This is a genomic window from Methanolobus sp. WCC5 (assembly GCF_045690325.1).
Taxonomy (GTDB): domain Archaea; phylum Halobacteriota; class Methanosarcinia; order Methanosarcinales; family Methanosarcinaceae; genus Methanolobus.
The window spans coordinates 2,042,363-2,059,247 of sequence record NZ_CP146981.1 but is presented as its reverse complement, the minus strand read 5'-3'; the positions used below and the strand labels follow the sequence as shown (position 1 = coordinate 2,059,247).

Sequence of the window (16,885 nt, the reverse complement as noted above, 5' to 3'; positions counted from 1 at the left end):
CCGACTGGAATGCAGCGCAAGGAATTCAGAGAACTGACATCCGTAGAGGATGCAAGGGTACTGGTTGGAAAGATAAGGGTTACACCAAAAACCGTAAAAACACCTATTGAAAAAGCTGCAGGGCATATAATAGCAGAAGACATATTTTCAAATGTGGATGTACCTGCTTTCAACCGTTCTGTCAAAGATGGGTATGCAGTCAGGGCAAAAGACACATACCAGGCAAGTGAGCCACAGCCATGTGAACTGCGATGCACAGCATCCATTCCTGCGGGTTGTGCAGATGATTTTTTTGTTGATGACGGGGAAGCTATCGAAATATCTACAGGAGCACCCATACCCGATGGTGCAGATGCTGTTGTCATGGTGGAGAATACAAAGCAAAGCAGTGATTCTCTCCTGGTTTACCAGCCTGTGCACATCGGTGAGAATATCATGCGCGTAGGCTCTGACATCATGAAAGGTGAAAGGATCCTCAGGAAGAACACACGTCTTGGGTCACGGGAGATCGGTGTGCTTGCTTCTATTGGTATGAGCGAGGTACCTGTAAAAAGACTGCTCGTGGGCATAATTTCAACAGGCGATGAACTAATCAGACCCGGCGAAAAGATCGAAGCCGGCAGGATATATGATGCTAACTCTTATGCTACCTCAGTGGCTATAGAGGAATGCGGAGGCACTCCAAAAATATACGGCATAGTTGCGGATGATGCGGCACTGATGGAAGAGGCTCTTGACAGGGCCATCATGGAATGTGACATCGTCCTGACATCCGGGAGCACTTCTGCAGGTGTTGGCGATATCATGTACAGGATAATCGAGGAGAAGGGCAAGACCCTTACACACGGCATTGCCATTAAGCCGGGAAAACCTGTGGTTATTGGGATGATAGACAATGTGCCAACCATCGGGTTACCCGGAAATCCGACCTCTGCTCTTAGCATATTCAATGAATTCGTTGCTCCCATTATCCACAATTCACTGGGTGTGCGGCCATCTTTTAAGACAAAGGTCAGAGCCGTAATGGGTACAGGCATCCGTTCAGGAGGAAGGGAGGAATTGTTCCCGGTAGGCCTGGTGCGGGGCAAAGTGTATCCTGCAGATAAGACGTCCGGTGCCATCACCACACTTTCGGATGCAGACGGGATCATTGAGATAAGGGCACATACAGAGTATATCAAAGCCGGCTCAGAGGTTGAGGTCACCATGTTTGGCAACGTCACAAGCCCGGACCTTATGCTTGTCGGCGGGCAATGCCCGGGGACCGATCTGCTGGAGGAGATGACCGGGCTTGTTTTCAGGACCTTGAACATGGGATCAAGTGCTGGATTTACAGCGATATCCGGAGGGACTGCAGACATTGCATGTGTTAATATGGTCGACCCGCAAGGTGATTTCAATTCATCGGTACTTGCGAAAATGAACCTTAAAGATGTGGTACTTGTCAAAGGATACAGGCGTGAGCAAGGCCTTATATTCGCTGCTGACAACCCGGTCCATGGACTTGAGAACCTGATCACCGGTGTGCGGCTTATCAACAGGAACCGCGGCTCAGGAACCCGGGCACTGCTGGAAAGGGAACTTGGGATACTGGCCGCAAAGATGGGCACCACCAGAAATGAACTCATTAAGAACATAAACGGTTATAATTCCGGCTCAAAGACCCACAGGTCAGTCTGCGACACTGTCAGGAGTGCAAGGGCAGATGTTGGATTTGGACTGCGGGCAGCAGCTGATGAGGCAGGGCTTGAGTTCATCCCTGTTGCAGAAGATGAGTTTGACTTTGTGATAAGAAAAGATCTCCTGGATATAAAGGAGATACGGGTCTTCCTGGATGCTCTGAGCTGCGAAGAGTTCTCAAAGAGGCTTCCCCCCGGAATGTACACCTATGAGATGACCGGCAGGATAATATCATCCTTTTGACTTTAAGTCCTGTCGTTGATATTCGGGAAAATCTTTTTTATCTTGACGTTATGGTAGGTTGCAAATGGGAATACATGAGGATATACAGGAAGTAGAAGAGGAGATCAAAAAGACTCCCTACAATAAGGCAACATCCTATCATATAGGGAAGCTGAAGGCCAAACTGGCCCGCCTGCGGGATGAGGTTGTCAAGAAGTCTGCAAGCAAGGGCGGTGGCGAAGGATACTCCGTGAGAAAGTCAGGAGATGCAACGGTAACGCTTGTAGGATTTCCATCTGTGGGAAAATCAACTTTACTTAACAAGCTAACAGGTGCTAATTCAGAGGTGGGTGCCTATGAGTTCACAACCCTTGATGTCATTCCCGGAGTGCTTGAACATAATAACGCAACCATACAGATACTTGATGTACCCGGACTGGTCAAGGGCGCAGCCAGTGGGAGAGGCCGCGGACGGGAAGTCATTTCAGTTGTCAGGAACTGTGACCTTGTGGTCTTTATGCTGGATGTGTTCCAGAATTACCATCACGGCGTCCTCACCCAGGAACTGTACGATGCCGGCGTGCGTCTGAACCAGAAGGCACCTGATGTTGTAATCAAAAGGCAGGACCGTGGTGGCGTCACCATCAGCAGTACCAAGGAACTGGACCTTACAGAGGATCTCATCAAGGCAATACTTAACGAATATAAGATACACAATGCGCATGTCCTCATCAGGGAGCCCATCGATGTTGACCAGTTGATCGATGTTATAATGGGTAACAGGGTGTACATCCCCGCTGTTGTCGTTGTGAACAAAGTGGATATGGCAGATGAGTATGTGCTGAAGAAATGCAAGGAAGAATATCCTCATGCCACATATATATCGGCTGACAAGGAGGAGAACCTTGAGGCTGTCAAGGATCTGATATATGAGGCACTGGATTTTATCCGCATTTATCTTAAACCCCAGGGCGGACCTGCTGATATGGAAGAGCCCCTTATCGTGCGTAAAGGAACGACAGTGGGAGATGTTTGTGATCACCTGCACCGTGATTTCAAGAGAAAGTTCAGATATTCACAAGTATGGGGCACATCCGCAAAACACCCCGGCCAGAGAGCAGGTCTGGATCACGTCCTTGACGACAGGGATCTTCTCACACTCATCATCGCAATGTGATTAAAAACCCGGCTTTGCTGCATAACAAATAAGTATTATTATGCATTTATTCTGCTGGAACATCCGCAACATAATAGTCCCGTAGGGTAGTGGTCAATCCTTTCGGCCTTTGGAGCCGAAGACGCTGGTTCGAATCCGGCCGGGACTACCAAGACACAGCAAGGACATTGATGCTGTTTTTGCGAGAAAGTCCGGTTCTTTTTCAGTTCTTTCAATTGGGATCCATTATGAACTGTGTTTACTCTGAATACGGTGGAAATTCGTATTTGCCGGTACTCACGGCATCCGCTCAACTCCTTTATACTTATAAATAAAGCTCCTGCCTCTTTCCAGCTTTTTAACATACCCCAGTTTCGCGAGGTGCTGCATGTCATTTCTTGCGGTGTCATAGGCAATGTTGTACTTTCCTTTGATCTCAGCAATGGAGAAATACCTGTCAGGTTCTTTGAGCAGATTTTTGAGTATGTCAGCCTGCCTGAGGTTCAGGCTCTCAGAATTTTCGATGATGCGCATTGCACCATAATGCTCCTGCTTCTTAAGAGCAATATACCCTTCAAGATCCTGCAATGCCTTTTCTATTGCTGAGAGGTTGTAGCTTATGAAATATGTAAGGTCATTCTCATCGGTTTCGGTATACAGATAGGCCAGTGAATAACTTGTTCTTGAGCGCAGCAGTATCCTGGATATTGGCATATACTCAAAGAGCCAGTAGCTGCGGCTGAGCAGGTACCAGTAGAAGATAGACCTCGCACAGCGTCCGTTACCATCGATGAAGGGATGAATATAACCTATGAGGAAGTGGAGAATTATGCCTTTGATGATGGGATGGATGAACTCTCCTTCATCGTTGCTGGCGAACCTGCAGAAATCTTCCATGAGCGAGGGGATTTTCCGGTAGTCAGGCGGTACATGATATATCCTGCTGCCGTCCCGGGGGTCTGCCACTACTATTTCGTTGTTGTCCCTGAACTTGCCTTCATGTTCCGGCTCTTCAAAAGTGTCATGGGTGATCTCCCTGTGTATCCCAAGGAGTGTATCCACATCAATGGAACTATCCTTCATTTCTGCTATCCGGCACATTGTCCGATAACCATTGAGGATCATTTTCTCAGAGTAGTCCCGGGGTTTTCGCTCCTGGCGCAGCATTTTTTTCGCTGCTTCCCGTGTGGTGGCTGCTCCTTCAAGCTGGCTGGACGCAATCGCTTCTTCCATGAGCGAGTTGACAATATACCGCTTTCTATCCACAGCATTCACTCCTCCAGGCCCGCTTTCAAGATTCCCGGCACCTTTGGTGTCCAGCAGGTGTAATTTCCTTAGAGTATCGCCGGACAGTACATACCGGAATGTCCACTCTCCAAACTCAACACGTTTGGCTTGTAGCGTCCTTGAACTTTTGATCAAAGCCCAGAGCTTTTCAGCTTCCACAGGCAGTTTGCGGTGCCTAAGCTCATCCCAGTGTACATATTCCTGATTATACTTTGCAACCAGTTCCTGCATCTGAGGATCAACAAACATGTGGAGCATCTCAGGATTTTTCCTGAATATCTCCCACATGTCCGGCGCTTTCTGTGGAATCTTCACAAATACCGATCCGTTACTTTTTGGTATATATTAGTAGTTAGTGGGATAAAATATTAACTACCAATCCGAGAGAAATTGGTAGATTTTGGTATTGATCGTCAGGCATACTCCTGACAATTTGCTATAAGGCTTTAATCTGCAAGTCTCTGGAAATAGCCTTTGCAGCAGCGTGTCGATACAAATCAAGTGATGCTATTGAAGGCATAATATGTTTACTTGTATAAGCTAAATTCCGATTAGGCCAGGAACTGCCAAATCCGATTCAAGAGGGTTGAATTCATGCGTTTTCAACATATATGACAATAAGTAAATATTTAGACATTCATTTTTTTGGAACAAAGTCGAAAGTTGCATCAATAGTAAAGAAATCAGTAGGTTCCCATTAACGATACCCGGGATCCCTTTTTTCCGACTATAATACCATGACTATTGGCCAGTTTTTAATCATGCTATCCAAATTGACCGTTTGAACTGAAGACTGGATCATTACCATGCCTCCGTATATCTTCTTTTAGAGCTTAGAATGGAGCAAAATAGGACCCGATTTGATATTCTCACCATCAAAACAAAACCCATAAATCATTTATTTATAGTAGTAACGCCGTTAAATGATATAGAGGTGTGTGTTTCTTTTACGAAAAACGACCACTCCCCCCTACACCCCCCAACACACTCTAAAGCACACATCTCCTTATAATCCATTTGCGCAACTGCCAGCCGGACGAGGCTTTGCAGGATCGGGGATATTTCAGTTCCTGCATCCTTTTTCCATGATCCTGAGCACCTCAGCGTCGGAAACATCGTACCAGTTCATATAGACCTGGGCAACTGCCCTGAAATTTGCAGGGGTTTCCAGCACCACGATCTCATCGGCCATATCACCTATGTCCCTGGCAACCTCCCTGCCAGCCACCGGTACAGCAACCACTATCCTTGAAGCACCTTTTTTCCTGCACAGCATAATCGATGCCCTCATTGTGGAACCCATGGCAAGGCCGTCATCTACAAGTATGACCGTCCTGCCGGCGATCTCGGGCAAAGGTCTGCCTCCCCTGAGGACCTCTATCCTTCTTCGGACCTCCGCTGTCTGCTCACTTACTATCCTGTCTATCTGCTCCTGTGACAGCCACATTGCCGCATTCCTGAAAATAAACACGCTGCCATCCTCAGCAACTGCCCCGAATCCCGCCTCCGGATTATCAGGAAATGGCAGTTTTCTTGTCACCATGAGTGAAAAAGGCACCTGAAGATATTCTGCAACCTTGCATCCTACTTCCACACCACCCCTGGGTATGGCCAGCACCAGCACATTCCTGCCTTTGTACTTTAACAGCTCACGGGCAAGTCTTTCACCTGCATCGCTTCTGTCCCTGAAGACCATTGTATCATCTCCTGCCTGATTAATGATATTTCATCGTTCACTAAAATAGCTTTATGTAGTTATGGTTGAAGAGATCGTTAAAGACATAGCTTTCCTTCTGCACAGCAGATATAAATCAGAACATGATAAGAGTATTATCTGAAAAGGAGGACTGCTATGGCAATGAAATGCGCTTTATCCGAAGAGCTGCCGGTTGATGAGTACCTGATAAAGGAAGAACCTTACTACGTACCTGTGGGCAACGAGGTGGAAATATTCACAGCCGCTTACAGGAACATGCTGCCTGTAAATCTGAAAGGACCCACTGGTTGTGGAAAAACACGATTCGTGGAGTATATGGCATATAGATTACAACGCCCGTTGATAACCATCGCCTGCCATGAGGACCTTACTGCTACAGACCTTGTGGGGCGTTTTCTCATTAAGGGAGAGAGTGTGGAATGGAGCGACGGGCCCCTCACAAAAGCCGTTAAAAGCGGAGCTATCTGTTATCTCGATGAAGTGGTGGAGGCCAGGAAGGACACCATAGTTGTCATCCATCCGCTGACCGATGACAGGCGTATCATCCCCATTGACAAGCTGGGAGTAATAGTCAAAGCTCCCGGAGAGTTCATGCTGGCGGTCTCCTACAATCCCGGGTACCAGAGCATTGTCAAGGACATGAAACAGAGCACAAGACAGCGTTTTGTTGCCATTGACTTTGACTATCCGCCGGCAGATCTTGAAAAGCAGATAGTTTCCCACGAAAGCCAGATAGATGAGAAGACCGCCGGTCTGCTTGTGGAAATTGGCCAGAGTATCAGGAACTTCAAGCACCATGGCCTTGAAGAAGGGGTCAGCACACGCCTGCTGATATATGCAGGCAAGCTCATTCGCGAGGGTATAGAGGCAAAAGAGGCCTGCAGGATAGCCATGGCAAAGCCTATAACTGACAATCCCGACCTGCAGAAGAGCATTGATGAGATCATCGCCGCCATAATGGAGTGAATCAATACGCAGGCAGACAACCAAAACAAAAAAGATGCTGCTGCCACGGGAAGGACAACAGAGCTTATATCTTCCCGTTTTCCTGGACTGGACAGTTATGTCAGCAAGAAGGATATAGCTTTGATGGCGGCAGGATTTGAAGAACTGAGTGATGAAGAGCAGGAGGAAGTGCTTCACGCAGGGAGGGGGGCACTTAGGCGCGGTACCAGGGTACTCATAGCCTACCTTGCAGCTGCACCCAAAGTCTACAAAGCTCTTGGAAAAGATGATTTTGTCAACTGGCTTGCTCTTGCAAGAACAATATCAAAGCTTAGTGTCTCATGCTGTGAAGGTTTCTTTGACTCATCGCTCCCGATCATAGAAAAAGGAGGGCTTGCACTCCTTGGACACTGGACAGATACCGGCATAGCCCTGTCAGAACATAACAAATGGGTTTCAATAGCCTACTTCAAACACACCGGCAAAGTAATAGTATCCACAGGACCTGAGATATTCGCTGAACTTGCTGCAAGGGGCAGAGAGCTCGGGGATATCAATGCAAAGATAGCAGAAGCATATTTTGAACATCTTATCCATTTCCACACCCTCCTCACACCGAAGATTTTCACTTTATTCTGCAATATCGCCAAACGTCTGGGCAAAGACCACTGGCTCATTTCCATAGAATTCATAAGCCTGGCAGGGAAGATACTTACATCCGTTCCCAATAAAAGAAGAGCAGAGGTGCTTCGGGCAATGGACAGCCTCCTGAACTTCGGTGAAGGGCCTGCAATGGCATTGTTCAGGAATGCGGGAGCAATTATTGGAAATACGGATGAGCAAAGGTTTGCAGCACTCATGCGCCTTGCAACAGATCTTGCCAGGTACGACAAAAAGAGTTCAATGTATTTCCTGAACACCATTCCACAGTACATAGATAAACTTGAGCTGAGCGAGGCAGAAGAATGGAAGGACAGAGCACTGACCTCATTAAAGGACAACAGGAAAGCACTCAGGACCTTCATTCAGACAAGCCTCATACTGGGGAAAAATCCCGAATATACGGACACCAAAAGCCGGACTGCGATCATAGACAGGGGTATCGTGCTGGCAGGAATAGAGCCAAAATGCCTTGAAAGCTACTTTAACAATGCTCCCCTGGTCTATAAGATATTCACTGCAGAGATCTTTGAGGAGTGGGTTGGCACAGGTGAGGGCATTGCCATGCAGGATCCCGGGCTTGCCTTGGCCTACTATGGGGATTCGGCCCAGGCAATGAGCAGTATATCATCGCAGCACCATGAGAAGATATTCCGGATCGCAAATGTGCTCCTTGGAAAAGATGCTACCCTGACCAGCACATTTTTCGGGAACCTGGAAACCTTCGTCCACAGGACAAAAACGGAAAATGTCACACGATGGGCAGAAATTGCAATGAGGGTCTATGATAAGGACAAAAGGCTTGCAGCACATTTTTTTTCACATTCCCCATACTTGCTGGAAAAACTGAACGTTGATGAACTGGAAGAGTGGACCATCAGAGGCCTGGAAATAAACGCAAGTAAAATGCCTGCAGGAGAGGCTTATTTCAGCCTTGTCTCAAAAACTTCAAGTGATCTTGCAGAAGAGCTTAGTGGCTCCTTAGCACTCAAAAAGGTGGCAAACGTATTGAGATACTATGCCCTGGGCCTCTCAGGCACTAACTTTGTTATACGCTCCATGACATCACTGCCGCTTGCGGAAGACACCCATGGGATGAATCCCATCATCGCGGGCAGGACCATATATCTTGCTCCAAAAATGAGACTATACGAGAACATGGAGGATAATTTCAGGATATACAAGTTAAGCGTGATGCATGAGGTAGGACATGCCCGCTTCAGTTCACTTGAGATAGAACCTGAGAAGGCTGCTGCACTTGCGGACAGGATAGCCAGAGAGTACAGCACTGGGGATGATGAAAGGATTATAAAAGCGGAAGATCCTGATAACATTAATGTTGATATCGTAGATGTACTCTCACTTTTTCCGAATCAGATAGTTGCTGCAACTATATTGGGAATCCTTGAGGATGCACGGGTGGAGTATATGATAATGGAGCATTACAGGGGAGTACGTTTCGACCTTGAAGAAATAAGGCACAGAATGCTGTTGGCAAGATCAAAGCCTTCGGCTGGCCTTGATGAGTTCATGGAAGCGTTGCTGTGGGCATCTACCGGGCATAACGTGCAATTCGATACTGGTGAGATTACCAGGAACATCCTGGAAGAGGTGCGCAAGATCCTGGAGAACAATATATTCAGGAACGATTCCACAACAATATCCGCTCTTGAGGCAACATTTGAGATATATTCCAAACTGGAAGAACACTTCGGCCCTCTTGGACAGATCGAATATGAAATGCTGAGAAACATAGCCTATCGTGGCATGGATATCGGTGCATCGGGAAGCAGGGACCCGGTAATGACCAGGCCCTATGAGGATGTCATCAGGAATTTCATACCCCAGACAGAAGCCGACCTCACTGCACAGGAGGAAAGGCCAAAGGAAAAGGCTACCACCAAACCCACACAGGCCCTGAACAAGAACTGGGGCTTGCTTGGAACTTACAGATACGATGAGTGGGACAGTTCCATAAATGATTACAGAACAGAGTGGAGCACTGTCAATGAGATAGAACCTTCCGGAGGGTCCACATCCTACTACAAAAAAGCTATGGAGCGCTATAGCAATGAGATAGCACTCCTTAAACACACGTTCAGCATGATAAAACCAGAGGCATTCCATCGCCTGAAAGAACAGAATGATGGCACAGAGATAGATATTGATGCCTTCACAGAATCACTTATCGCAAAGAAGTGCGGCATCAATCCTGATGAGAGGCTGTACATAAGGTGGGACAAGCACGAGAGGGATGTAGCAACCCTTTTCCTGATCGATGTAAGCGCCTCAACACGTAAGATACTCGGTAATGATGGCAGGAGTATCCTGGAAGTCGAAAAGGATGCGCTGATCATTATGAGCCAGGCACTTGAGAGCATTGGGGATAAGTATGCCATATATGCATTTTCCGGTAAAGGCCGTGAGAATATTGAGTATTTCGTGATAAAGGAATTTGACGAGAAACTATCAGATGATGTGGCATGCAGAATGAGCCTCCTTCAGCCTGCGTCCAATACACGCCTGGGACCAGCCATCCGCCACTCCATCAGTAAACTGGAGCAGGCCCGTGCAAGTACAAAGATGCTTGTGCTGCTTTCCGATGGTGAGCCATATGACAGGTCAAAGGGAGAAAGCAGTTATCAGGGCGATCTTGCACAGGAGGACACCAGAGTGGCCATCAGTGAAGGAAAGAACCGTGGCATGCACTTCTTCTGCATCACAGTGGACAGCAACCCCGGGGATTACCTTGACAACATCTTTTCTGATGTGGGATACACGATAATAGATGATGCCCTGATGCTGCCGGAAACACTCCCTCTGCTTTACAAGAGACTGACAACTTAAAAACCGGTCTCTGTTATTTCCAGCCATTACAGAAAGATCATTCCTCTTTTTTATAGGATTGCCATTCGGGATTACGGACCAATAATGGATCCCATCAACAATTCACTTTTTCAACTTAAGGATGTTTAAAGATGAATAAATCAATAAAACATATTGAGAAAAATATATTAAGGAGGGAATTTTGCCCTCCCTGCCTACATATAATAATGCTATCAAATTATGCAACCTTCGTTTATACCAAACGAAGGCTTTGAACTGGAATTACGGTCTCAGATATCACAATTTTTTGATTTAACTGATAGTTATCCTTCCTTTAGGCCTGACATACAGTACATCGCTGGCCACCAGACGATCGGTTATATTGTTCTGATGAAGGGCCGTTGCTGTTATGTAAGCCTTGCCGGCAATTGCACTTGTGAAATTCACACTTGACTCGGTAACATTATAAATATGGGTTTCATTAAAAGATCCGATGCTACTATTAAGGAGCAAAATAACGAATGCCGGATCGCCGTTAATGTCAGTGACTGTCAGAGTGAGAGTTGTTGTTTCACTTATATTGATCACATTACTGTCAGGAACTATATCCAGGTAAGCCAGTGGGAAAGAAGACAAGCCACCTCCAAAACCACCAACACTTGCAGCTCCTCCCCCTCCAACATTGACTGTTATGTTCTCACCACTAAGATCAGTGTATGTTACAGTTGAAGTTGGCATGATGATAGGCACATAACCCGCACCATCTACTTTCATCTGGTACCAGATACCCCATTTATCACCGGGGCCAAGAGTAGGTAACTTCCATTCGAGGATGGATTTTGTTCCGGAAGTTGATATGACAGGTTCTGCGTTCCCGATTCCCGGGGATCCCGGGATATTGAATACACTAAGATTGCCGGTTGTAGCATTGCTGCTTCCGGTAACATACGTAACCTTGGCCACAGACAGGGGAGACACATAATTATACGGAACATGCAAATTCAATTCCGGGCCGCCTGCTGAGAAATTAGTTATCTGCATTGCTATTCCCTTAAAAATATCCTCCAGTGCACTGGAGTTTGGAGCAAAATAATATTGTCCGCCGGTAATACTTGCAATCTCTGCAAGTATGGGGTCCACTTCAGATTCGGTATTACCAAAGCCCACTGTATATATCGTAGTGTTATTGGTCTTTGCCCTGTATGCCTCTTCCAGCATAGAGTGATAACCTGCGTTGTCAATTCCATCTGTCATAAGGACAATCGTTGATTCACCATCTACAGAGGATAGCTCATTGTTGGCAACAAAAAGACCTTCATCTATAGCTGTCAGGCCATCTGCTGTGATCGTATCTATAGAATTGCTAAGGTGTGAGACGGAATCGTTTTGCAAAGATGAGGTCACACTGGCGGTCCACTGGTTCCATGAGACGGGGGTACTTTGCGAAGAACCGCTCTGTGTGGAGAATACAATGTCAAAACACTCAAAATCTCGTGATGAAGATGTTTCAACTTCTGTAACACTACCCCAAGAGGAGCCGCTCCATTTCTGAATATTAAGGTCATAACTATTATCAGATGTCATCAAAAATATATCATTCGAAACTGAGTCCGGAACCAATTTCACAGATCTGGGGTAAGCACCCACATTAAAAGCATAATCGGTGGTACTCCACGATGAACCATACCAGATACGATATTGTGGGTCATTACTATCCCCACCCCATGCAACCATCCCATTACCTGAAACATGCTCAAATGCAACATCAACGGATCTGACGGAAGGGTATTGAACACTGCTTTGAAGTTCAGAGAACGCAGACCATGACGCCCCATTCCATGAAGCTGCACGGATACGATATGCATCTTGAAGGGCTATTAGCGCATTATTTGAACCCGGATCTGCTGCAGCTTTGACCCACAAACTGTAACTTGAATATGGATTACTAAACCCTGTAGAAGAATAAGAGAAAGGGGCCATACTGCCTGGAGACCAGGAACCGCCGTTAAAAATGTGATAACCTGTCCTTACATTGCAGGTATATGTAGTCCAGAACCAGAACCCACTGGATGAAACTGACCAATCGGCCCAGACAACCATAACTCTGCCATTACCATCATAAATCACATCAAAGCTCTGATATGCACCATTGGCAGCATTTGTAATAACAACAGAATTGCCCCATGAATTGCCATTCCACACCTGAGCACGTATTCTGCCTGCATCGTCCTGGGTTACTAGTGTCATATTATCAGAATTAGGGTCTGAAGCAAGCTTCAACCACTCAACCCTTCCTGTGCCAGCATCTGTTCCGTCCACTGAAGCTGCCGCACTCCACGAAGACCCATCCCATATCTGATAGCGTGGAACACGACCACTATTGATGTTCCTATTCATATAAACAGCAATGGCATCGCCGGATATCTGCTCATATTTTACGTCAAAACCTCTTCTGGAATTCTGATTCAGTTCCGTACTCAGTTCACTGATAGAACCCCAGGAGCTACCGTCCCATATCTGGGCATTTACATCATTTTGGCCATCACCCGTAAGCATTATAATTTCAGAACGTACCGGGCTTGAGTCCATTACTACAAAATATGGATTTCCACCCACATAGTTTGCAGATCCTTCCAGGGACCATAGAGAACCATCATAGGTTCTGAACTTAGGAGTCCCTCCACCACCTCCGGCATCATAATAAGCAGTCATGATTTTATCCAGAGAAGAAACTGAGACATTCACACTGAACCTGGTGTCAGTATTTGAAGATGCACCTTTGACAACATCGAGACGATATGTTTGCTCAGGATACAGCACTGCCGAAACCCCACATGAATTTATACCGCTTGAGGAATCCAGCAAATCAATGCCATCGAAGAGGTAAACATCTATTGAAGAAGAATCTTCCCACGAAACATTAAAAGTGTACCTGCCAGTGGACGGGACTGTAAAATATCCTACCCATGAACTGTTATCGTATACATAACTCGTTTGAGAGTCAGTTAGAACGACATTCTCAAAACTGTAAAGAGCAAGCCCTGCTTTGTCGCCCCTGCTTTCATCAAAGCTTGATATGAATGCATGCGAGGATAGCTTGGCTGCACTTTTCCTATCGATATAGGTCGATATATTGAAGTTCTCCTGCCACGTACCTGTACCTCCGTTACTTATACCTGTTACGCGGACAGTCCATATACCCGTTTCAATTGCATCAGCATCATCCTCGTAAATGCCGGAAAGCGGATGTATCCATATGTACTCCGATATTCCATCACTTCCTGGATAGTAACCCTTGGTATCATAACCTATACCATATACTCTTCCTGAGGGACTTTCCAGCTGCAAATCAAGATTTGCATATTCGTGTTCCCATTGAAGTTCTACTTTAAGGTCATCGATAGATTCATTTATCTCGAATGTGTCTTCAAAGTAATCCGTGGAAAGAGGAGTATCAAATGAAAGAATGTATCCGTTTCCATTGAGATTTGTGCTTGTACTATATGATTGTATCGTGTTTCCATTATGTTTGACCACTACGTTCCTTACCCTGTTGTTTCCTATGCCAGAACTCCACCAATATGAATAGCCGTAATAGTTGTAATAATCCTTGTAACCTGTGTAATCATAATAGTCATAGAAGGACAGGGAATTCTCACCGGAGTGAACATAATCAGTGATATTATAGCTGAATGACTTCCAATTATTTGAGTTTGAGGTCGTTCGGACTACAGGAAGCAGACCAAGATTATTACCGTTTACCTTGATCAAACACTCTCCAGCACTAGTATCTCCATAATACGGACTTGCATCGAATACATCATCTAAGTCATAGCCATCAAAACTGAGAGTATATGTGTCTTCAATAGATATTGAATCACTGAAGGTATAAGAATAAGGTGTGAAGCCCTCCTCAGCATATTCGATGTTAGTGACATCGTAATCAGAAATATCCTGTGCAATGGCATTATATATAGAAACAAGATCTGAACTACTGGGTGCAGAGTAATATTTTCCACCTGTGTCCGAAGCGATCGACCTGAGAAGAGCTTCATTGATATCACTTCCAAGGCCAATTGTGTATATGGTAATACCGTTGGCATTTGCCAATCCCACGGCGTTGGAACCGTCCTGGTCATCACCACTGTTTGTCTCTCCATCCGTAAGTATGATCATTACTTTGCGGGAATCTGGACGACCATCATTTATAAGTATGTCATTTGCATCCGCCATACCTTCTCCCATAGCAGTTCCTCCAACTGCATGCAGCTTGTCTATTGCCGCATTTACCAGAAGCAAATTTTCAGAAGAATTAAGCGGAGTTAATTCCAAATCTACACTGCTTGCTACGTATGGATCCCACGCAAAAGAAACGACACCCAATTGAGAGTTGGAAACCAGATTTGATGCAAACTTCTTAGCAGCTTCTTTTGCGTCCAGCATAGCATTATAATGCCTAGGTCCCATACTCCCGGACCTGTCAATAACCAGCACAACATCAAGTGGTGACCCTGCATAATAATCCGGGTCCATACTGCCTGAACGGTCAAGGACCAGCATGGCACTTGCTGCAGGACGTATTATTGGGAGCTCACCTTCTATCGATATGATGGTTCTTATGTCAACAATTCCACCGGAAGTTACATTCTTTGGGCTTACACTCAGGTCCACACTCAGGAAAGGTTCAGATTTAACACTGATATCTGTGGAAGCATTGATACTACCACTTGTTGCTACAATGGTGGCGTTTCCTGAAACATTGCCTGTGAAAAGAGCACTTATCCTGCCATTTGCATCCGTTGTTGCATTTACAGGACCCGTAACGTTGACACCATTAACAGAAAGTGTTCCTACTGTAGTATTCGTATTGTTAAATGTCACTTCTACATTGGGCAGAGTATGCCCCCATTCATCCAGTGCAACAAGAGAAACACTTGCATCATGGTTCCCGTTAAGATCCTGGGACAGGACTGCATTTGGAACAGAATAAAGATCCATGACATACAGAGGTCCTGCTACAAAATAGAGAGTTGTACTGTTTGTAAAGTTCGTATAACCTGATGCATCCCTGTATGTCGCCGATACCAGAAGAGATTCAACATACGGGGTCGGACCCACCTTTGTATTTGCCTGACCCTGGCTGTTCAGGGGCACCAGAACCAGATTCCCGCTTTCTGTTGTGAAACGGACCATTTCCTTAATAGGAGTTGTAAGTGGCAATATGGGATTGAGGAACTGGTCTACGGGCCGTGCTGAAAGTGTATAGAAATCCTTATTATTTGAAATGGCAGAACTAGGGGAATAGGAGAGATACAGATTATCTATCTCATCTGCAATGCCCCTTATAGTGATATTTCCCTGTAATGAACTGTTAACTACAGACACGGTTATGACATTATCACCTGCTCTTTTATCTGTTCTGAACACATTATAGAGCTGCCCGTTAAGGTCAGTGGTTCCGCTATAAGAGCTCAGAGAGGCAGAATTGTACACTACAGGACTGTTGCGAACAGTATTTTCAGGTGAGGTTACACTGAATGTCAGATTGGTATTCGGTACACGATTATCATACACATCATAGATACGGATATAAATGCTGGAACTGGTGTTGACGGTATATTCATCATTGAACACAGCCCCCATACCTGCAGGTTCAGCTGGCAGGAACACCAGCTCTGTTATGTTTGTGGCTGACCCTGCAGCAGAGGTGATCGTAATGTTCCCTGCTATAGTTGAGTTCAGACTGAAAAATGAACTTCCTGATCCAGAAGAGAAAGGCAGCTGGGATATCGTCCAGTTTATATCATTTTCAGCATCCCTGCTAATCTCAAGTAGCGTGGTATTATCAGTATGAACTGACAGATTGTTATATTGTGCCACATTGCCGGACCTGTCTGTCAGGACAACATCCAGGTAAACCTGTTCGCTTGAATTGATATTACCATAAATATCAATGGGAGTGAAAGTAATATTTGTGATCTGGCCTGCAACATTTACCGGGGAGTCGGCATCTGCAAGAAGCGAAGCTGGAGCAAGTGGCAGGAAGGTAACGTTTGTCAGATCGTAGGCAGCACCTGAACTCGCATTGATATGAGCAATGCCTGCTACCGTTGAATTGATACTTAACTCTGCAACCCCTGAAGAATTGGTGTGTGCAGATGAAGGGACCAGTATCCCGAGGTCTGTTGTGAAATTAACCAGTGCATTGTTCACAGGTGTACCGTTGTCATGTGTTATCAATACACTTATATTGGCCGATTCGCCGGCACCGGCCTGGAAATCCGCGGTGAGAAACTCAACATTAAGAGCAAAAGCAGACGCTGAAAGAATAATGAATATAGAGAAGACATATAATAGTTTTTTAAAACTGGCCATGTAGTATACCTCAAGAT

General features: G+C 45.7%; 7 protein-coding genes and 1 tRNA gene. 5 read left to right on the top strand and 3 right to left on the bottom strand.

Features of this window, described 5'->3' with window-relative positions:
- The first annotated feature begins 9 nt into the window (after positions 1-9).
- The 3 genes from V7O64_RS09980 (at position 10) to V7O64_RS09970 (ending at position 3,230) form a co-directional block, all read left to right on the top strand.
- Positions 10-1,923, top strand: a complete 1,914-nt coding sequence (locus tag V7O64_RS09980) for a molybdopterin biosynthesis protein (RefSeq protein ID WP_407355256.1) — start codon at positions 10-12, stop codon at positions 1,921-1,923.
- A gap of 64 nt (positions 1,924-1,987) precedes the next feature.
- Positions 1,988-3,079 (top strand): OBG GTPase family GTP-binding protein, encoded by a 1,092-nt coding sequence (locus tag V7O64_RS09975; RefSeq protein ID WP_407355255.1) that lies wholly within the window; start codon positions 1,988-1,990, stop codon positions 3,077-3,079.
- Between the two features lie 75 nt (positions 3,080-3,154).
- Positions 3,155-3,230 (top strand) — tRNA-Gln (locus V7O64_RS09970).
- Positions 3,231-3,355: 125 nt separating this feature from the next.
- Here V7O64_RS09970 and V7O64_RS09965 read toward each other — a convergent pair.
- Positions 3,356-4,660 (bottom strand): Fic family protein, encoded by a 1,305-nt coding sequence (locus V7O64_RS09965; protein ID WP_407355254.1) that lies wholly within the window; start codon positions 4,658-4,660, stop codon positions 3,356-3,358.
- 748 nt (positions 4,661-5,408) lie between these two features.
- Complete coding sequence (locus tag V7O64_RS09960) at positions 5,409-6,041, bottom strand: phosphoribosyltransferase (RefSeq protein WP_407355253.1); 633 nt, start codon at positions 6,039-6,041, stop codon at positions 5,409-5,411.
- Between the two features lie 156 nt (positions 6,042-6,197).
- On the opposite strand from V7O64_RS09960, the gene V7O64_RS09955 reads away from it, so the two are divergent.
- Both V7O64_RS09955 and V7O64_RS09950 read left to right on the top strand, forming a co-directional pair.
- Complete coding sequence (locus V7O64_RS09955) at positions 6,198-7,028, top strand: CbbQ/NirQ/NorQ/GpvN family protein (protein ID WP_407355252.1); 831 nt, start codon at positions 6,198-6,200, stop codon at positions 7,026-7,028.
- 123 nt (positions 7,029-7,151) lie between these two features.
- Positions 7,152-10,514, top strand: coding sequence for a nitric oxide reductase activation protein NorD (locus V7O64_RS09950; RefSeq protein ID WP_407355251.1), 3,363 nt, complete (start codon positions 7,152-7,154; stop codon positions 10,512-10,514).
- Between the two features lie 291 nt (positions 10,515-10,805).
- On the opposite strand, the gene V7O64_RS09945 is transcribed toward V7O64_RS09950, so the two are convergent.
- On the bottom strand, positions 10,806-16,868 hold the full coding sequence (locus tag V7O64_RS09945; RefSeq protein WP_407355250.1) for a VWA domain-containing protein: 6,063 nt from the start codon (positions 16,866-16,868) through the stop codon (positions 10,806-10,808).
- Positions 16,869-16,885 lie beyond the last annotated feature (17 nt).